This window comes from Symploca atlantica LB2515, from assembly GCF_052546295.1.
This window is the reverse complement of sequence record NZ_JBQWMT010000001.1, coordinates 1,412,928-1,431,726: the sequence shown is the minus strand read 5'-3', so window position 1 is coordinate 1,431,726 and position 18,799 is coordinate 1,412,928. Positions and strand designations below refer to the sequence as shown.

Sequence of the window (18,799 nt, the reverse complement as noted above, 5' to 3'; positions counted from 1 at the left end):
CTACCCAACAAAGACTCTGTTGAGAGTAAATTCACCAAATATATATTTGTCTATATCTATGTTGCTAGCGGCACAATGCCAGCTCGCCTATGTCTTTACCCGTCCCTAGTTTGCCATCTCTCACTTCCAGTTTTCCCATAGGCTCTGAGCAAGACTGCATCCGGCTAAAATTCAGGAGGCAGGAAGCAGAAGATGCGCCTGTGTCCAGGTTTTGATGAATTTCCAATCAGCAGTAAACAACCCAAAGCTCAAGTCATTTTTGCCGTGGCATCAATTGATTGCTCTTACCGTTGCGAGTTTTTATAGAACCGCTGTGCCCTTATCAGGTACTCTCTTGTTCTGGTTGATTGCTGTTGCTACTTTAGCCAACGTTGGATCCAGCCAGACGTTAGTAGGTTTACCGACATTTGCACCTCAACAGGGCGAGGTCGAGAGTATTCCTCTACCTCCAGTCACAGAGGATTCCTTGCCAGACAGTGGCGTGCAGCTACCCAGCTTTACCCCCCCCGCCGAAACCTTGGAAGCAAATCCTGTGCCGCCTCCTTTAGGCTATCCAGAGCAGCAGTGGGAAGTTAGTCCACCCGCAGAGCAATTTAGCCGCTATCGCCTTGGCCCAGGAGATACGCTCCAGGTACAGGTACAAAATTTCCCTGACCTGAGTTTTAGTTACGGCATCGATATACAGGGTAATATCGTCGTGCCATTACTGGGTAAATTACCAGTAGCAGGTCTCACAGTAGAAGAAGTGCAAGAGCAACTTCGAGCGGGTCTCAATAGATTTGTGATTGACCCGGAAGTAACGGTAGTCGTAGCTGGTTTTCGTCCAGCTCAGGTAACAGTCACTGGTGAGGTATTCAAACCAGGTTACTATGCCCTTAACCCAGGAGCTAAGCTAGATAATGCTCTACTAGCCGCTGGCGGTGCTACTAATGAGGCAGATTTGCGCACTATTGTGGTGCGTCGTCGGTCGTTGGTGGATGGCTCGATTAGCGAGAAACAGATTGATCTGTTCACGCCCCTGCAAAATGGGACTAGCCTACCAGATTTGCGCCTGCAAGATGGGGATGCTGTAATTGTCCTCAAGTTAGATTCAGAGAATACGAATGACTATGACCGCACTCTGGCGGCTCGCTCTAGCTTTGCACAACCGAGCATCAATATTCGCGTTTTGAACTACGCTGGTAGAGGAATTAGTAACCTGACTTTGCCTAATGGCAGTAATTTTGTGGATGCTTTGGCAGCAATCAGTCCTAACGCTAATGAGGCTAACCTACGAGAAATTGCCTTGATTCGTTTTGATCCGGAACGAGGCAAAGCTCTCAGCCAAGAAATAGACGGAAAAAGGGCTCTGTTGGGTGATGTGGCGCAAAATGTGCCGCTCCAGAATAACGATGTCATTGTTGTGGGTCGTAACCTGATTGCTCGCATTACCTATGCTTTAAGTGTGATTACTCGACCCTTTAGAGATTTTCTGGGCTTTAGTCGCTTTTTTGAGCGGATCACAGAAGATTTTGGCATCAATAACAACTAGTAACGACAGTTATCTGGCAAGAAATTTGAGAGCAGTGGTTGTTAATCTGAAGGTTTCTTAGCCGCTTGCTTCTTGACTTCTCCCATTTTCCACACCCTGCTGAGGCAAACCTTCGCTGACACGGCCATGAGTCCTCTCGTCAAACGCTATCTAATCGCTCTTAACAAACATAAGTTAATTGGCATTGCTAGTTTTGCTCTGATTACAGGGATATCAGGTGTTTTCGTCCTTAGCCAAGGGCCTCGCTCTGCGGCTCTTTCCATCTATAAGGCTCAGGGTGTTCTGGCAATTAGTACTGCTCCTAGTATCTTGTCGGAGACGGGGGTTCAAATTAATCAGCAGGGCACCCAACTCACCAAGGCAGATTTACTAACGGATCAGGTACTCACAGCAGTCACAGCACGCTCAAAAGTCGAGCCACAAGAACTGATTGAGAAGGTGGATTTGGAGTTACCGGAAGAAAAGGAAGCACAAATAATTCGCATTGCCTACGCCGATAGCAATCGTGAAAGAGCACAGACAATTGTCGAAGTGCTGATGCAGAAGATGATTGAGCAGAGCCGTTCGGTGAACACAGCACGACTGCGCTCAATACAAGAGTCGATTAAAGAACGTTTACCTGAGGCAGAAGAGGAACTCAAGACAGCGGAAAAACAACTAGAGAATTACGTCCGTACTGAAGGTACAGCTTTATTAGCAGCTCAAGATGGCACTTTGGTCAGCGCAATTACGGGTAGCCAACAACAGCAAAGAACGATTCAACAACAAATAGAAGGTATTGAAACTCAACTCAACAGCCTAGTTAACCGCCTAGGTCTGACTCCTGACCAGGCTTATACTAATTCTGTTCTCAGTGCTGACCCGATTATTGCTAACCTGCGAGCTTCTATTCTGCAAACTGAGACACAACTAGAACTTTTTAGCCGTAGTTTGCGACCGGAACATCCGACTATGGTTGAGTTAGCTAAACAGAAGGAAGCTTATGAAAAGCTCCTCAAAGAGCGTGCTGATGAGGTCATTGGTGGCAATGGTGTGGGAGAACCACTAACACCCAGTAAAATTCGCCAAGACAGTAATCTTGATCCAGCACGCCAGCAACTAGCTAACCAGTTGGTAAACTTGCAAACCCAGAGAGATTTACTCAGAAATCAACTGCAAGTTGCCCAGAGAACAGAACGAGAACTCCGCCAGGAGTACCAAAATTTTCCTAACAAACAGCTCGAACAAGGGCGGCTAGAACAGGATTATCAGCGAAAACAGGCGTACTATAACAAGCTGGAGGCAGCTTTAGCGGACGCGGAAGCGGCTGAGGCAGAGACAGTAAGCAATTTGACGGTTGCTGCTCCTCCTAATGTTGCGGCGGTAGAGTTAGAAGAAAATGCCAATAGTCCCCTGGTTATTTTGGCTGGGGGTGCCTTTTTTGGTTTAGTGGTGGCTGGTGGGTTAATTTTCTTGCTCTCAACTTTGGATAATACTTTCTACACTCCAGAAGAAGTGCGGGAGGTACTCATTGAATACGATGTGCCGTTACTGGGAGAATTGCCTAGTGTAACTGTACTGGATCCAGATTTGGGTAAAACGGGAATTTTGAGTAAGCCGGATTCCCCTTATTTAGAGTCCTACGAAATGTTCCGCAGTAACCTCCGTCGTTTGGGAAACCAATCCTTGAAAGTGGTTTTAATCACGAGTACTCTCAAGGGAGAGGGTAAGACGGTGAGCGCTTATAATTTGGCGATCGCTTCTGCACAAGCTGGTAAGCGTACTCTTTTAGTGGAGGCTGATTTGCGATCGCCTTCTCAAACTCAGTTTCTCAAAGTAACTGCTGACCCCGAAACTAGCGCTGAACCCCTACATTACTACAGCACAATTAGCGGAGCTATTCGTTTAGCTCCGCTAATTGAGAATTTATACATCGCCCCTAGTCCAGGGCCACAACGACAAGCCGTTGCAATCCTTGAGTCTGGAGAATTTCGGCAGTTTTTGGCAGATGCTCGTGGTCGCTTTGACTTTGTAATTATCGATACTCCCGCTCTCTCGCGTTGCAATGATGCTCTGTTACTGGAACCATTAACAGATGGCTTAGTGCTGGTCACCAGGCCTGGTTATACCCAGGAGGGTATTTTAGCTACAGCCTTTGAAGAGTTAACTAAAGAAGAGCCATCACCCCTGTTGGGAGTAATTATTAATGGTGTAAATCGACCTGTTTACGTCTCAGAATTTGACAGCATGCTAACGGAGTACGAGCCAAAAGACCCCTCTGAACAGGACAACTCTGAGAAAGGCGATGACGTTACCACCAGAGTAACGCGCTTTTGAGGAAGAATTTATTGAGAAATGCTCTTACTTCCCCATCCTGGTGCTTTCTGTGCGGCTCTGAGAATAAAGGCGGCTAACTGTTCTACTTGTTCCTGGGACATCCAGCTTTCTGTAACTTCACGGCACCAAAAGCTTTCTTCGCTGCCATCGTAAGTCATTGGTTGCCGAAAGAAAGCTACTAAATTATTAATATTGTCGCGAGGAGGTGTAGCTCCAGCCAAGTCATCTAGAGTGAGAGACACGGGTGGGAAAGGTATATTCGCGCCCCCCACATGACAGTTAATACAATTGGTTTTAAACAGCTCCTTACCCTGACTGAGATCCTCAGCAGTAAAGGGTTTGGTTTGACCTTGGTCATTTACCTGAAGAGGAATTGGTTCTGTGACCTCTAGGTAGCGCTTAACATATTCGTCAGTAACAGCATAAGCGGGTGAGCTGACCAATAAGGCACTGGAGATAGCAAAAAAAATGGTAATCAGAGAGGGAAGGGAAAACAGTTGATGCCACAGTGCAGACAAAAACTGAGTACTTTTAACTAATCTAGTCAGCATTTTTAATTCATGCAGTGAGTCTTCTGATCTTTCCTAGCTTTGAGGAGATTGATTGCGATGTACCGCTCAAGGTTCGCTCACCTTAACACGCCAGTAGTTCCAGCAGCACTCAAAATTATTAGTGTTTGAAGCAACAGCTACAATTACACTTTTCTGTGTCGCCTAGAATAGGAGTGGCAGAGGCAAGCAAGCCTTGAGCGGGGTGTTCGTGGTCTTCTGAAAAGCTCCTCAACTTAAGAGGAGAATGAATCCCCTGACAAAAATCAGCTATTAGTTGTAGACTTTACCGCCTCCCCACCGGATGCCACGAATTTTCTGTTCGAGGAGAATGTGACCGGCAATCGATTCTAAATCCTCTTCTGTCAGGTTTCTCATTTCCGGAAAGAGATCACTACTTCTGGTGCTGGGATGTAACTCATAAATCTCAATTTCCCCGTCGTAGGTGGTTGGATTTTTGATGTAATCAACCAAAGCGGCAAGATTATCGCGCGGTGGCTCGGCTCCAGAAAGAGTAACAGTGCTTAAATTGACATTAGGGTTAGTTTTAGTTCTGCCTCCCTCATGGCATTGAGCACAGCTATCGTTAAAGAGGCGCTTGCCTTGCTTAACTTGCTCCAGGCTCAAAACAGTAGTTTGACCCTGTTCATTTAATGGCACCGTGCGGATATCTTCGTCTAGTTCAATTGCTGCTGCGGTCGCGACTGCAATTTGAAAGGCGAAGAATACTGTCGCTACAGCCAGCAATATGAATCGCTTCATTCTTGGTTCTCCTTCAAAAATTTGGTTCAGTAGATTGGTTTATTTTGTGGGAAACTCTCCAGTTTCCAGCCTACGACCTAGTTAGAGGTCGAAATAGTTGACTTTCTGCATATCCGCAATGGGATAAGTTTGCCAAACCCTTAATCCTTGGCTGGCTGCTTAAGAGAGAATCAATCTAATATGAATATGATGCCACTGAGAGAGCGTTTATAAAGTAATTATCAAGGATTTTGGTACTAGAAACTGGGTTTCTTTGGTTTTGTCAAACTGGCTTTTTGACTCTACTGCTAAGAGAAACCCAGTTTTGGGAGATTTGTCTTTTTCTCAAGCACAGCTTCTGGGAGCGAAAACTTCCCCTAATCAGCTAGTTGGCTGAGAGAAATTATTACCTGTGACGCTCAAAGTCATTGTTTCTGAATGATGAGCTACTAAGGGTGTATTAGCTTGCGGCTGATGCAAGCGGATTAGCTGTGCCAGGGTTTTCCTTAACTGAGTGCGGGAGATAATGGCATCGACGAAGCCGTGCTGTAGTAAATACTCGGAGGTTTGGAAACCTTCTGGCAGCTTTTCTCGGAGGGTTTGCTCAATGACTCGGCGTCCGGCAAAACCAATCATGGCTTTCGGTTCCGCCAAAATCATGTCTCCTAGCATGGCGAAGCTAGCTGTGACACCGCCAGTCGTAGGATGGGTCAAAATTGGGATATAAAGCTGCTTGGCTTCGCGATGGCGCTGCAGGGCTCCAGATATTTTTGCCATTTGCATAAGGCTGAGCATCCCCTCTTGCATCCTAGCCCCACCAGAGGCACAAACAATAATTACTGGTAGGCGTCTTAGGGTTGCTTGCTCGATTAAGCGGGTGAGTTTTTCCCCGACAACAGAACCCATGCTGCCACCCATGAAGCGGAAATCCATGACACCCAAAGCAACTGGACAACCTTCTAGGTGACCATTGCCAGTTTTTACCGAGTCTACTAACTGGGTTTTCTCTTGGGTTTCTCGCAGCCTGTCGCTGTAAGATTTGCGATCGCGGAAGTTTAGGGGATCAGCAGGACGTATTTGCTCATTGAGGGGTATCCAGGTATTAGCATCAATAATCTGGCGGATGCGTTCTTCGCTGTGAACCCGTATATGATGGTCGCACTCTAGGCAGACCATTTGATTGGCTTGCAGGTCTTTGGTATAAGCCAGAACGCCGCAAGCCTCGCACTTTGTCCATAGCCCATCTGCAATTTCAGATTCGGACTCCTGCCGTTGTTGATTAATCGGTTCTGATTTCCGTCGATTTGCAAACCAATCAAATAGAGACATAAAAATTTCTAATTCCTTAAAATTTTACTTCCTTATTTAGTTGTTATCTGATGTTTCTGCTTGTTCCTCTTCTGGATAACTCAGTAGCAGTAAAGCCGTCCATTGATCTTGTGAGCGAACTTGCAAAGCTGCCGGACTTCCTGCACCGAAATAGGAAGTTATGCCCGTGTCAAGAATCCGGCTGGGGATGTCGTGGCCCGCTAGTAACTGCTGCATTAGCTCGGCTTCCCAGCGGGTTTTTGTTGTTTTGATTGTTATCCAGGACACAGCTTAATCTTATCAAGATCATAGTTTCCCTTCGACATCCTACCTTCTTTGCCCCACCGTAGGAGTTTAATTCTACTAGATGGGGAGCGCTAAGCTGAGTAACTTAACTCTTTTTCTGGGCTACTTTGCCCTTTGATCGGAGTATAAATTCAGCTAATAGCAGAATAAACGCAGCCTTCTTGGGTTGAATTATGGGCTTATTCTCGCCTAATTACAAGGTAGGGAGTGATTATGGTTTTTTCTCGTCTTAATACAGAGTTTTTCCTTACACTGCTCCTACACTCTTCCCTGTTCTTTGGCAATTTACCAATAACTAGGTATAAGGTTGGTGGTTGTTGTCTCTTGCCTTTTTTCCTAGCAGTCTTCCTGACTTCTTTGGTCGGGAGATAACTTGCTGTTGAGCAGAGTGTAACGTTTAACTCCTCCTTTGGGAATTTACCAAGTGAATATCCAGATGTTTGTCGCCAAACACACAATTACCCCATATTTTGAGGTTCAGCCTATCAAAATAGCGTTTTTTGCCCTGAAATCCCAAGCTACTGGGTTGTATTCTTTTTAGGAAATTTAAGCAAAAAGTCTAGAGTAATACCACTAATGACTAGGCATCTTCTCTGAAACCCAAAACTAGGGAATTTGACTCTACTAGGACTACTTACGCCCCCTAATGAAACTAGATCATCCTGAGCGATAGCGCCTGAGATGCTTTATGCTCAATTCTTTTAGCATGACAATTGAGTGCGTAATATCAAATCGTTAATGTTTGCTACGGATGACAAGCAGGGAGCAGATGATTGGTAGCATTCTTTTTTCTATTCAATATAAGTCCTATCTATTTCAACTCAAAGGGAAGAATAGATTGAGGTAGCTAGACAATATTAGCTCACCCAAAAATACGGTCAATGCTGCTCCCAGAGCGAGGAAAGGACCAAAGGGCATCGGTTGTCGTCTGTCTAACCAACCAAGGGCAATTGCACCTCCACCGATAAATGCGCCTGCTGCACAAGCAATAAATCCTCCCAGCAGCAGATATTTCCACCCCAACCAGGCACCCATCATTGCGGCTAGTTTGGCATCTCCTCCACCCATTGCAGTTTGTCCAAAAACTATTGATCCCCCAAAGGCAATAATCTCAAACAGCCAAATACCAAGAACAGCACCAGTAATACCAGTCATAAGTTGCTGGGATACTCCTGTTGGTTCAAAAGCCTGCCCAAAACTAAGCGTAACTTGAAAAACCAAGCCAGCAATCAATCCCGACTGGGTTAGTGAGTTAGGCAAAGTCATGGTATCTAGGTCAATTAGAGAGAGTACCAACAACCAGCTTAAAAAAGCCCAGTAACCCAAAGTAGTCACAGTAAAACCGTACTTCCAGAAAACTAGGAAAAATAATATACCTGTGACTGTTTCTATTAAGGGATAGCGGATAGAAATTGGGCTTCTACAGTGGCGACAGCGACCCTTTAACCGCAGCCAGCCAAAAATCGGGATATTCTCAAGTTTTCCTAATTGATGTAAGCAATGAGGACAACGCGAAGGAGGCCAGAGAATAGATAAATTAGCTGGTAGACGGTAAACTAAAACGTTCAGAAAACTACCAATTGATGACCCTAGAGTGAAAACAATAAAGTAAGCAAAAGCAGTGATTAATAATTCCATTCTTTATAAAATCCTGCTAGTAATTTACGTATTTATCATATAAATTTCCCAAAAATATACAAATAGATAATTATAGGGTTTGTAAATTTATAGACCTAAACCACTATTGCTGTTTGCCGCCAAAAAGCTTATATGTCAAGGTTTCTAGGCACATACTATAGGTAGAATCAGGGAAAAAATCGACAGAAGACCTCCGGAAAGTTGTGTGAGTTTGAGTATCTGTAGATGGAATCTCTACTAAAGAGATATTTTTTTATACCTGCAACTTTTCTATAGAAAAGAGTACTATGGCAAGAATTGAAGCGGAAAGTTTTCAGTTGAACACATTTGCTTCTCAGACAATTAGCGGCGCTTCAGGTGGTCAAGGAATAAGACTCCCTTCAGGTAATGACATAGGCACCGCAACAATAATTTTCAATCAACCCAGTGGGTATTACGAAGTAGTAATCAGATACTACGACGAGAACGACGGAATTGGTCAGCTAGGAGTAGCCCTCAATGGTAGTTTAATAGACGAATTCTCTCTCGATGATCCCATCGGTGAATCTCTACCTGGTCCCGCCACTGAACAAACGCGGGTGATTAGCCAAAGTGTTTTCATCGCTGAGGGTGACAGTATACAAATCGCGGGAGCAGCCAATCTGGAGGAATTGGTTAGAGTTGACTATATTGATTTCAATCTACTCCCTAGCGTTGAGTTTTCTGCGGCGAATTACTCCGTTAACGAAGACGGTACTCCAGTTGCAGAAATTACGATCAACCGCACGGGTAATACTGATGTCGCTTCCAGTGTTGATCTCCAGTTAACTGACGGTACTGCTACTGGTGCAGTGGATTACGACAATACGACTCAAACCATTGCTTTTGCTGTGGGTGAGACAACTAAGACTCTCACGATTCCCATCACTGACGATGCTGTGATTGAAGGTTCGGAAAACCTAACTCTCACTTTAGCTAATGCCAGTACCGGAAGTGTGATTGGTACTCAAGATACAGCTAGTTTAGAAATTGTCGATAATGATGTTGACCTAGAAAACAATCCGCCGACTGCCGAAAACGACAGTATCATTACCGACCAAAATACTCCAGTCAATATTAGTGTGCTGGACAACGATACTGATATTGACGGCGATGCGCTGACGATAACAATTGCTACTTCTACCAACAACGGTACTGTGGTAGTCAATGATAATGGCACAGCAATTGATCCAAACGACGATTTTGTCATTTACACCCCGAATCAAGATTACATCGGATCTGACAGCTTCACTTATAGCGTCAACGACGGCAAGGGTGGTACTGCGACTGCCACAGTCAGTATTGGCGTTAATACACCAGTTAATAACCTTCCTCAGGCTCAAGACGATAGCGTCACCACTAAAGAAAATGAAGCTGTAGTTATTACTGTTCTAGACAACGATACAGATGAAGACAACGACACACTAACGCTAGCTGCGGTAACGAGTGGAACCAACGGCACGACCACAGTTAATAACGATGGCAGCATAACTTATACCCCTAATACTGGATTTTTCGGAAGTGACACCTTTGAATACACTGTTGACGACAGCAAGGGTGGGGTTGATACAGCAACAGTTACGGTCAGCATTACTGAAGAACCTGACTCTGTTGGCGTCGGTCTAATTCAGAACGCCGATGGTATTTTCACTGTACAAAGCGCCTCTGCTTCTGCCACATCAACTGCTATTAAGTTCGCACTTTCTCGAAACCTCTCCGGTTTTGACAATGTAGATGAAATTGGATTTTTCGTTGTTGACGGTTCTGACGGTAATATTGGCGGCATTCTCCCAGGTGAGGAAGGTTATGAAGAAGCAGCCTTTGCTCGGACACAAGCTTCTGGACAGGCAATTTTCTCTGTTCTCGGCAACACTCCCGAAGGTACTTCTTTACCCAGCCGCCAACTAACCCTAGAAAATGGTAGTTTCCTGAGCTTTTATCAGGTGAAAAATGGCACAATTGCAGACGCTGACTCATCGTCTTTTTCTGTAGGCGGATCTTCCTTTATTAATAACGTCCTCAGCTTTGGTGAGATTGAGGTTGCTGCCCAAGAAACTACGGAAACTAACCTAACTGGAGCAGGTTTACAAGGAGGTCAGCCAGCAGAAATCTTTGATTTAAGAACCCTGATAGGTCAGGTAACAGCTAACTTCACAATCACCAGCGAAGCCGCCTTTAACAATGCTGTCGGTCTTTATACTATCGATGATGTCAATGGTCGGATTGGTGATCTTAACCCAGGGGATGCCGGTTACACTGCCGCCGCTTTCCAACGAACAGTGTTGGAATTCGAGCTTGGAGAAAATCGCAGTGCCACCGGTTCGCAGGTGCTTGATGGTGGAGTAATGTTAGCGTCCTACATTATTAGTAATGGCAGTCAGGACGATTTTCAGACTCTAGATTTCAGTAATCTCGGCGGTAGTAAAGAGACCAATATCTTTTTCGCTTTCCAGGAAGCTAACGCCGACAAAGTTGATCACTTCCTAGGATTAGGAGACAATGTATTTGGTGCTGAAGATACGTTTGGTGGTGGAGATAAAGACTATCAGGACTTAGTATTCCAGGTTGAGTTTGTCTAACAACCTTAGAACCAGGAAAATGCAAAATTGAGCTTTTAACATCATAATCTCGCTTATAGCCTCAATTTTCCCTTAACCATTTAACCCTGATGGACTTCTCCTCCGTCACACCGAGGTGGAGAGCAGTCTATCAGGCTTAATATATTTCCGCCTCCAGTTGGCTAAAAGGCACAAAACATTCTTGTGGCAACAAAACCACTTTGCTTCTAAAAATTAGCTTACCTCGATGGGTATACCTGTCTATGGCCACACCATACGGGCGTTGCACGAGATTAGGATGAACTTCGCAATAGGTACGATAAATCTGCCTAGCTGCTCTCAGCAGAGAGGGGTCTAGCAACATTGGTAGATCTATGCGTTCTTGATATTGGTCTTGCCTTTGTCGTGATGTATATACCACCCACCTACCCCTATTATTTAAGCTTGACTTTAATCCATCAGCATCATTACAGCAAGAGGCTTGGGGGCGTCAAGCAATAAGCATTCCTAATATTAATATTACACGTTAGCTAGGGCTTTAATCAGTGCTTCTCCCATGGCCTGACAACCCAGCAAATTCATGCCTTCTGACATGATATCGCCAGTGCGATCGCCTTGGTCTAGCACCCTTAGCACTGCCTGTTCAATACGATCTGCTGCCGTTGCCTGGTTTAATCCATAGCGTAGCATCATAGCTACACTCAATACTTGAGCCAAGGGATTAGCTTTATCCTGTCCCGCGATGTCTGGTGCTGAGCCGTGAACGGGTTCAAAGACACCTGGCCCAGAATCTCCCAAACTGGCAGAAGGCAACATGCCAATACTACCAGTAAGCATAGCGGCAGCGTCAGAGAGAATATCTCCGAAAAGATTACCAGTTACAATTGTGTCAAATTGCTTAGGTGCCCTCAAAAGCTGCATAGCTGCATTATCAACATACAGGTGAGAAAGTTCCACATTAGGATAGTCAGCCGCCACCTCAATCAGGCGATCGCGCCATAATTGTGATACTTCCAACACGTTTGCCTTATCTACCGAGCAGACTTTTCCACCCCGTTTTCTCGCTGTTTCAAATGCCACTCGTGCAATTCTGTCAATTTCGGCTTCTGTATAAGCCATCGTATTGACGCCCCGCTTCTGACCAGTTTCTGTGGTAAAAACCCCTTTGGGTTGCCCAAAATAGATGCCGCCAGTCAGTTCTCGCACCACCATAATATCGACTCCCTCAACCACTTCTCGTTTCAAGCTAGAGGCATCGATCAGTTGCGGTAATATGGTTGCTGGTCGTAAATTGGCAAATAAGCCTAATCCCGCTCTTAATCCCAACAATCCCGTTTCTGGTCGTTGATGGCGAGGTAAATTATCCCACTTATAACCGCCAATAGCTGCCAATAAAACTGCATCACTAACACGGCACTTTTCCAGCGTTTCATCAGGTAAGGGGGCACCAGTAGCGTCAATTGCTGCACCACCAATTAAAGCTTCGCTAAATTCCCAACTGATGTCGAGTTGCCTGCCAATGACTTTCATGACATCCACTGCTACTGCCATAATTTCCGGGCCAATGCCGTCGCCGGGTAGTAAAGTAATGCGGTAGGACTGAGTCATGATGGATGTTGGCTAGCTTAAAAAGTTGATCAAGTGTGGAAACTTTTGCCGATTTAATATCATACCCAGCTTTGGCACTAATAGCGTTTTTTATTTTTGACAATCAGCCTGACAATTTCCCCAAGAAATAGCTAAGTTAGCAATAAATCTGGCGTGATCGCTCTTCCCGATGGTAAAAGAACTGGCGATTGATACCCGTGGACTAACCAAGCAATTTGACCGACATCTGGCTGTCAATGACGTTTATTTACAGATAGAAGTGGGTGAAGTATATGGATTGATTGGTCCCAACGGCGCGGGCAAAACAACCCTGATGCGGATGTTGGCAGCAGCAGAGGAGCCAACTACTGGTGAAATTTACATTAATGGCGATCGCTTGTTGCGGGATGAAAGCAATCCCACACTGAAGCGGCGTCTGGGCTATTTGCCCGATGACTTTCCTCTGTATGATGACTTAAGTGTCTGGGACTACCTAGATTACTTTGGGCGTTTGTATCAGTTGCGAAAACCACGACGCCGACGCCTCCACGAAGTTCTCGAATTGGTACAGCTAACTAATAAGCGCAACAGCCTGATTTCTACCCTCTCGCGGGGTATGAAACAGCGACTTAGTTTGGCACGCACCATTATTCACGAGCCGATTTTGTTGCTTTTGGATGAACCAGTTTCTGGACTTGATCCGCTTTCCAGAATGCAGTTTCGAGAAATTATCAAGACGCTGCGGGAAGCTGGGATGACAATTTTGATTTCTTCCCATGTCCTGAGCGATTTGGCGGAACTTTGCACTGCGGTAGGCATCATGGAACTAGGCTGCTTGGTAGAGAGTACTTCTCTTGAGGAACTCTACCGCCGCTTCAGTCGCCAGCAAATCATACTTTCTTCTTTAGGAGAATTAGACGTACTAATTAACCAACTGAAAGACCATCCTTTGGTTAAAAAATGGCAGTTAATACCAGCAACCCAAGGTCTGCAAATTGACTTTGCGGGAAGCCAAGAAGATTGTGCTGGGCTTTTGCGATCGCTGATTACGGCTGGGGTTCCCCTGACAGAATTCCACTGTACTAGAGAAGATTTAGAAACCATCTTCCTCAATCTGGGACATCAGCAGGCTTCGTGACATCTAGAATGGCTCCAATGAGGAATGGGGACATCTAAATATTGGGCGAACAGGATTTTTGCTGACAACTTGACGTTGGAATTGCCAGAATCTAGGAAACCGCAAGTTTTTTTAATTGAGGAATATGACTATGAGATTATCTAACCTCGAAAGACTTGGGGAGTGGAATCCCCAACTATTTCGGGAAATTAAAGGACGCCTCAAAACTCGTAATGTGGCGATCGCCGCAGCTATTTCTGTCTTTGGTCAGCTGCTGGTATACCTGTATTATCAAACTCTTCTGCCTGCTAGCCAAGCTTTTAACCGCTACTGCATTGGTAATTCTCCCCCGAATTCAGATAATTACATTCCTTACTCCCTTAAGAGCAATAACTACTGTCTCCAAGACGCGCTGGGAAACTTAGTGATCAACCGATCACTCTGGTGGTTAGATCTGTTTGCCTGCCTGAGTATCATTGGCACGTTTGCCCTGTTGGTGGTGGGCACCCACATGCTAATCAGTGACTTGTCGCAAGAAGAGCGTCAGGGCACCCTAGCTCTAATTCGCCTTAGCCCCCAATCTGCGATCAGTATTTTGACAGGAAAAATGCTGGGAGTACCAGTTCTACTTTATTTGGTGGGAATATTAGCTCTGCCTTTACATCTAAGAGCCGGGTTAGCTGCTCAAATTCCCTTGAGTCTAATTTTGAGCTTCTACGGCGTCCTAATTGCTAGCTGTGTTTTCTTCTACAGTGGGGCTCTTCTCTACGGCTTAGTCAGTGCTGGTTTAGGGGGATTTCAAGCTTGGTTAGGTAGTGGAGCAATCTTATGTTTCTCGTTTTTGATGACCAGCATTAGCTTTACCAATGAAGCCGTTCTCTATAATTCTGTTGACTGGTTCACGCTATTTTACCCGGCTAAGGTGTTGCCTTACCTGGTTGATTCTACCCCCCACTCTCCTGGTTACTTTGAGCTGGAAAGTTTAGTCGGGCAGAAATTTTATGGGCTACCCCTGTGGAGAAGTGCTTGGAGTGCCATCGGTTTGATGTTGCTCAACTGCGTTTGGTGGACTTACTTAGTGTGGCAGGGATTAAGGCGTCGCTTTCACAACCCCAGTACTACTATCTTAAGTAAGCAGCAGAGCTATCGAGTCTCAGCTAGTTTTGTAGTAATGATGCTGGGATTTTCCCTACAAGCTTATTCAGGAAGGGGGAACCAAGAATACACCCTGTTTACCAATTTTGCTTTTCTGCTAGGATTTAACTTACTACTGTTTTTAGGTCTCATTGCCGCTCTAAGTCCCCACCGACAAGCCTTACAGGACTGGGCACGTTATCGACATCAGGCTACTACTTCTGAGAGTCAAAGCATTGTCAAGGATTTAATTAGCGGAGCAAAAAGCCCTTCTATAGTATCCATAGCTTTGAATCTGGCAATTACCTCGGCAATTTTACTACCTAGCATCCTACTCTTGCCCCTCAAGCAATACAAAATACCCTTGCTGTTGGCTCTGCTACTGAGTGCTAGTTTAATCATGATTTATGCTAGCCTTGCCCAGTTAATGCTGTTAATGAAGACGCAAAAGCGAGCTATTTGGGCTACTGGTGGGGTGGTTTGCTTGATTATTTTACCCCTGGCCAGTTTTGCTTTTTTCCGGCTAGATCCTGCTGAAATTCCTGGATTGTGGTTGTTTTCTGCCGTGCCAGTGGCTGCCATTAAACATGCGACAACAACCCATGTCTTCCTTTCACTGCTAGCTCAATGGTTAGCGATCGCTCTATTGAGTTTCCAGATGAAGCGACAGTTGCAAAAAGCTGGTCAATCAACCACCAAAGCCTTGAGCTCCGGGCGTCTACCGTTAGCCTAAGCTTGCCCCTGATTGGCAAAAGAAGTACCCCCGCTAGCGGGGGTACTTCTTTTGAAAGGATTTCAATCTTTGTTTTTCAGTGCTTTTTTAAGCAAATCGGGAATTTGGGAAGGACGTTCTGCTACTGGTATTTTCGCTTCTTTAAAAACTCTCACTTTGTCCTGAGCTGAGCTACTCCTAGTGACGGGTACTGAGAGTTGAGCTGCAACCTGAGCACTAGTATCACTTAGTTGTTGATCCATTGGTGTGTAGCGTCCAGCAATATAGACAACCACTGGTTTATCAATTACCTCGGCAATGTATCTAGCAGTTGCTTGATGGTTACCACCGCCACTTTGATCTACTAAGACAATTGCTTTGGTGCTTTCGTCTGTTGCCAAAATCTGTAGCCATTGACGAAAAGAAGAGCCTGCAATTGGCTCACTGCCTAAGTTTACTCCGATTGATTGTCCGAGTTTGGCTTGAGTTAAGGCTAGGGCTACTTCGTAGGTTAAGACATCGGCGCGGCTAATTAGTCCCACCGGTCCAGGCGTATAAAATTCCGTTTCCTGAGTACCCAGTAAAATTTTTTCCGGCACGATGATCCCAGAACTACTAGGGCCAAGAATTATGGTTTTGGTAGCTTGGGCTTTCCGGAGTAAGTGAACCACGTCTAAGGGAGGGATGGCACCAGTCACAAGAATAACTTGCGGGATACCTGCATCGATCGCTTCTAGGGCAGCATCCAGGACTTGGTAGGATTCTACAAAAATAATTGCTGCATCTACGGAACCAGTATGGCGAAGCGCTTCGTCCACCAGGTCAAACACTGGAATTCCACTCACTTCCCGCCCTCCCTGACCAGCGCTCACGCCTGCTACCACATTGGTGCCGTAAGCTTTCATGCGGCTAGCATGGTATGAACCTATTGGTTGTGTAATGCCCTGTACTAGGACTTTGCTGTCTGGTGTCAAGTTCATAATTGCCTGATCTGCAAGCGCTATTGAGGATTGCCGGAGATGAACAGGAGCAGACAGCTGATTACAAGCTCATTGGTATTATAACTTTAATGAGCGCTTTGAGAATCGCTTCTGATTACTTTCTAATTTAGAGCAGTTAACTTAGTCATTAGCCTTGCTAGTTAATAATCTTCACCCGCGCAGTAGCTCTTTTACCAACTCTAGGATTGATTCCCTCAGCTTAGTTGAACTCTTAGAGACCAGAAGAGAGTGTTTATTTTCAGCTCATTTTAATTTGTTTCTGGGTTATCTATAGAATATTTCTGAAACAGCTACAACCATAACTAACTTTACTAATTACTTAGTCTACAACTCCATAATATGCTGTTTAATTCAATTAAATTTGATGCAACTTATCCCCCTAATTTTTTCCTGAGTAGCTTAACTACTCCACCGATCATCTTACCAGAAGAATCTGCTTATTTGTAGCTGTTTGTATTTCTTGAGTTTTTCCTATTCAATCTATCAATACTCCCTTAGAAAAAGATGGCGAGTAGAGATACGTTCTCACCATCCCTTGACTATTAAAATCAAGACTATTAAGCGGCTGACTCTGCTAGGGATATAGTTTTCTTGACTGCTCTATCTAAGTTATTCACCCAGTGTACAGGTATCGCTGGCAAACGCTTTTTAACAGCGTCAAATTCTCCTCCAACCAGTCGAATAACCAACTGAGGAACTTGATGGAGAGATGACAATTCCTGACTTTCGCTGTAGTCATGGATGCTTAATTGTATAGGTGAGTTTTCAGGAGAAACTACACCGTTGCGTCTCTTTCTGCCTCCCTGCACCACTGAAGCTGGCACTGCTGTCCCCAACTCATTCAGATAATTGGCAATAAATTCGGCTACTTCTTCACTAGTGGCTGTGCTGTCTAAAATATTGATTAAAACAACTTTGATATCTTTAGCTTCTGTCAGAAGCTGCAGTGCCTTATGAAGTTGTTGGGGCCAGGAAGACGCTGAGGGCAATTCACCGTTGGCATCAGAGTCGATAATTACGCACCTAGCTGGCTTTCCCTTGGCTTTGTAGATTAAATCCAGAGTTGCTGCTGCTAGGCAATTACTGTTACAGAGAATCCCAATGTTACCTTGTGCGTCTGTTCCACCGAGTTCAGTCAATTGACATGAAAGCGGCGATTGGTCAGTGTTGTCGTCGGGGATCTTGGCCGCAAGAGTGACTAATTCCGAATGGCGTCCCAAAGCATATTTGTTTGCCGTAATTTTGCCATCTAGAGCCATCACCTCACCTTGGGCATTAATACCAAGGGGATTTATTTCCACAGCGTCTAGGTCTTTTTGGAGAAATAGTTGGTACATATTTTCAATGACCCCGCTAACTGACTCCATCAAGTCACCCCGCAGTCCCATTTTGAGTACGAGACGCCGCGCGTAAAAGGGAGAGAATTCGTGGTCAACTACTACTTTTTGCATTTGCTCCTTGACCGCTTCCAAATTCACCCCTCCCTGAGGAGAACCTAGGAGTACAGGACGCCTCAGATTGTCGTCGAGGAACACCGCTAGATAAATTTCTTGAGCCGCTTCATAGCGGGACTCTGCTAGCACAACTTTGGGGTATCTGCCCAAAATGGGAAGGTTGAACACAGTCCTCGCAGCAGCGATCGCATCGACAGTATTTCCTACACACCTAATGCCACCGGCTTTACCTCTTCCGCCGGTAGGAACCTGAGACTTGAGTACTACCGGATAGGGAATTTGCAGACTTTTGATTTCTGCCGGATTATCGATGCATTGAGAAGGCAATACAGGAATACCTATCTCCCTAAATAATTCTTTGGCTTGGTACTCTAACAATTCCATATCAATTTTTCCAACACCCTGACTGAGCAAGTTGAGCTTTTAAAGAATAAACTTGGTTTTTATTTGTCTGACAATGGAGAGGATAACGGTGACCTATCCACTAAAAATGGTTCCTTGGGAGTGTATTTTGCATAGGCGCTAGCCTTATCTCCAGTTTTTTAATATTGTTACTCATTTTATACTTTGTAACATCTATTCCACGTATCGTAATATATAAAATGAGATTTGACTTGGCTACTGTTTGCAATTTAACGGTGGCAGAATCGTTAGTCCGTATTCCCTTTGCGGTATTCCTCAGCAGGGTGTATAAGCGAGTGAAGATAGCAATTCATCAGATTTCCTGAGCCTCATTCAAAGATTAATTAATCAATCAATTAATCTTGTATTGTGGGTCTTTCTGCTGTAGTTTCAATTTTAAAAATTAACCTTAAATTATGATTACACTT

The 18,799-nt window shown here is 44.9% G+C and carries 14 protein-coding genes; 5 read left to right on the top strand and 9 right to left on the bottom strand.

What is annotated here, in order from left to right:
• Positions 1 to 313 precede the first annotated feature (313 nt).
• A complete protein-coding gene (locus ACT7WV_RS06100; protein WP_445102049.1) occupies positions 314 to 1,531 on the top strand; it encodes a polysaccharide biosynthesis/export family protein in 1,218 nt (405 codons plus the stop codon).
• Positions 1,532 to 1,657: 126 nt separating this feature from the next.
• A complete protein-coding gene (locus ACT7WV_RS06095; protein ID WP_445102048.1) occupies positions 1,658 to 3,847 on the top strand; it encodes a GumC family protein in 2,190 nt (729 codons plus the stop codon).
• 8 nt (positions 3,848 to 3,855) lie between these two features.
• Here the strand turns inward: ACT7WV_RS06095 and psbV2 are convergent, their stop codons facing one another.
• The 5 genes from psbV2 to ACT7WV_RS06070 all read right to left on the bottom strand — a co-directional run bounded on the left by psbV2 (position 3,856) and on the right by ACT7WV_RS06070 (position 8,388).
• Entirely contained in the window at positions 3,856 to 4,398 is a 543-nt protein-coding gene (gene psbV2 / locus ACT7WV_RS06090) for a photosystem II cytochrome PsbV2 (RefSeq protein WP_445102047.1), read from the bottom strand.
• A gap of 270 nt (positions 4,399 to 4,668) precedes the next feature.
• The gene (gene psbV / locus ACT7WV_RS06085; RefSeq protein WP_445102046.1) at positions 4,669 to 5,157 is read right to left on the bottom strand and encodes a photosystem II cytochrome c-550; all 489 of its coding nucleotides are present in this window, start codon (positions 5,155 to 5,157) and stop codon (positions 4,669 to 4,671) included.
• A gap of 360 nt (positions 5,158 to 5,517) precedes the next feature.
• Complete coding sequence (accD, locus tag ACT7WV_RS06080) at positions 5,518 to 6,465, bottom strand: acetyl-CoA carboxylase, carboxyltransferase subunit beta (protein WP_445102045.1); 948 nt, start codon at positions 6,463 to 6,465, stop codon at positions 5,518 to 5,520.
• Between the two features lie 36 nt (positions 6,466 to 6,501).
• Positions 6,502 to 6,732, bottom strand: a complete 231-nt coding sequence (locus ACT7WV_RS06075) for a putative signal transducing protein (protein WP_445102044.1) — start codon at positions 6,730 to 6,732, stop codon at positions 6,502 to 6,504.
• A gap of 834 nt (positions 6,733 to 7,566) precedes the next feature.
• Positions 7,567 to 8,388: a prepilin peptidase gene (locus ACT7WV_RS06070; protein ID WP_445102043.1), complete on the bottom strand. Its 822-nt coding sequence runs from the start codon at positions 8,386 to 8,388 to the stop codon at positions 7,567 to 7,569.
• Between the two features lie 287 nt (positions 8,389 to 8,675).
• Here ACT7WV_RS06070 and ACT7WV_RS06065 point away from each other — a divergent pair, with 287 nt between their 5' ends.
• Positions 8,676 to 10,985 (top strand): Ig-like domain-containing protein, encoded by a 2,310-nt coding sequence (locus ACT7WV_RS06065; protein ID WP_445102042.1) that lies wholly within the window; start codon positions 8,676 to 8,678, stop codon positions 10,983 to 10,985.
• Between the two features lie 136 nt (positions 10,986 to 11,121).
• On the opposite strand, the gene ACT7WV_RS06060 is transcribed toward ACT7WV_RS06065, so the two are convergent.
• Complete coding sequence (locus ACT7WV_RS06060; protein ID WP_445102041.1) at positions 11,122 to 11,385, bottom strand: hypothetical protein; 264 nt, start codon at positions 11,383 to 11,385, stop codon at positions 11,122 to 11,124.
• A gap of 98 nt (positions 11,386 to 11,483) precedes the next feature.
• A complete protein-coding gene (gene leuB, locus ACT7WV_RS06055) occupies positions 11,484 to 12,572 on the bottom strand; it encodes a 3-isopropylmalate dehydrogenase (protein WP_445102040.1) in 1,089 nt (362 codons plus the stop codon).
• Positions 12,573 to 12,741: 169 nt separating this feature from the next.
• On the opposite strand from leuB, the gene ACT7WV_RS06050 reads away from it, so the two are divergent.
• The gene (locus tag ACT7WV_RS06050) at positions 12,742 to 13,689 is read left to right on the top strand and encodes an ABC transporter ATP-binding protein (RefSeq protein WP_445102039.1); all 948 of its coding nucleotides are present in this window, start codon (positions 12,742 to 12,744) and stop codon (positions 13,687 to 13,689) included.
• A 130-nt stretch (positions 13,690 to 13,819) separates the two neighbouring features.
• Positions 13,820 to 15,535: a hypothetical protein gene (locus ACT7WV_RS06045; protein WP_445102038.1), complete on the top strand. Its 1,716-nt coding sequence runs from the start codon at positions 13,820 to 13,822 to the stop codon at positions 15,533 to 15,535.
• 62 nt (positions 15,536 to 15,597) lie between these two features.
• Here the strand turns inward: ACT7WV_RS06045 and ACT7WV_RS06040 are convergent, their stop codons facing one another.
• Positions 15,598 to 16,494, bottom strand: coding sequence for a succinate--CoA ligase subunit alpha (locus ACT7WV_RS06040; RefSeq protein ID WP_445102037.1), 897 nt, complete (start codon positions 16,492 to 16,494; stop codon positions 15,598 to 15,600).
• Positions 16,495 to 17,072: 578 nt separating this feature from the next.
• Positions 17,073 to 18,353: an ATP-grasp domain-containing protein gene (locus ACT7WV_RS06035; protein ID WP_445102036.1), complete on the bottom strand. Its 1,281-nt coding sequence runs from the start codon at positions 18,351 to 18,353 to the stop codon at positions 17,073 to 17,075.
• Positions 18,354 to 18,799: the final 446 nt, after the last annotated feature.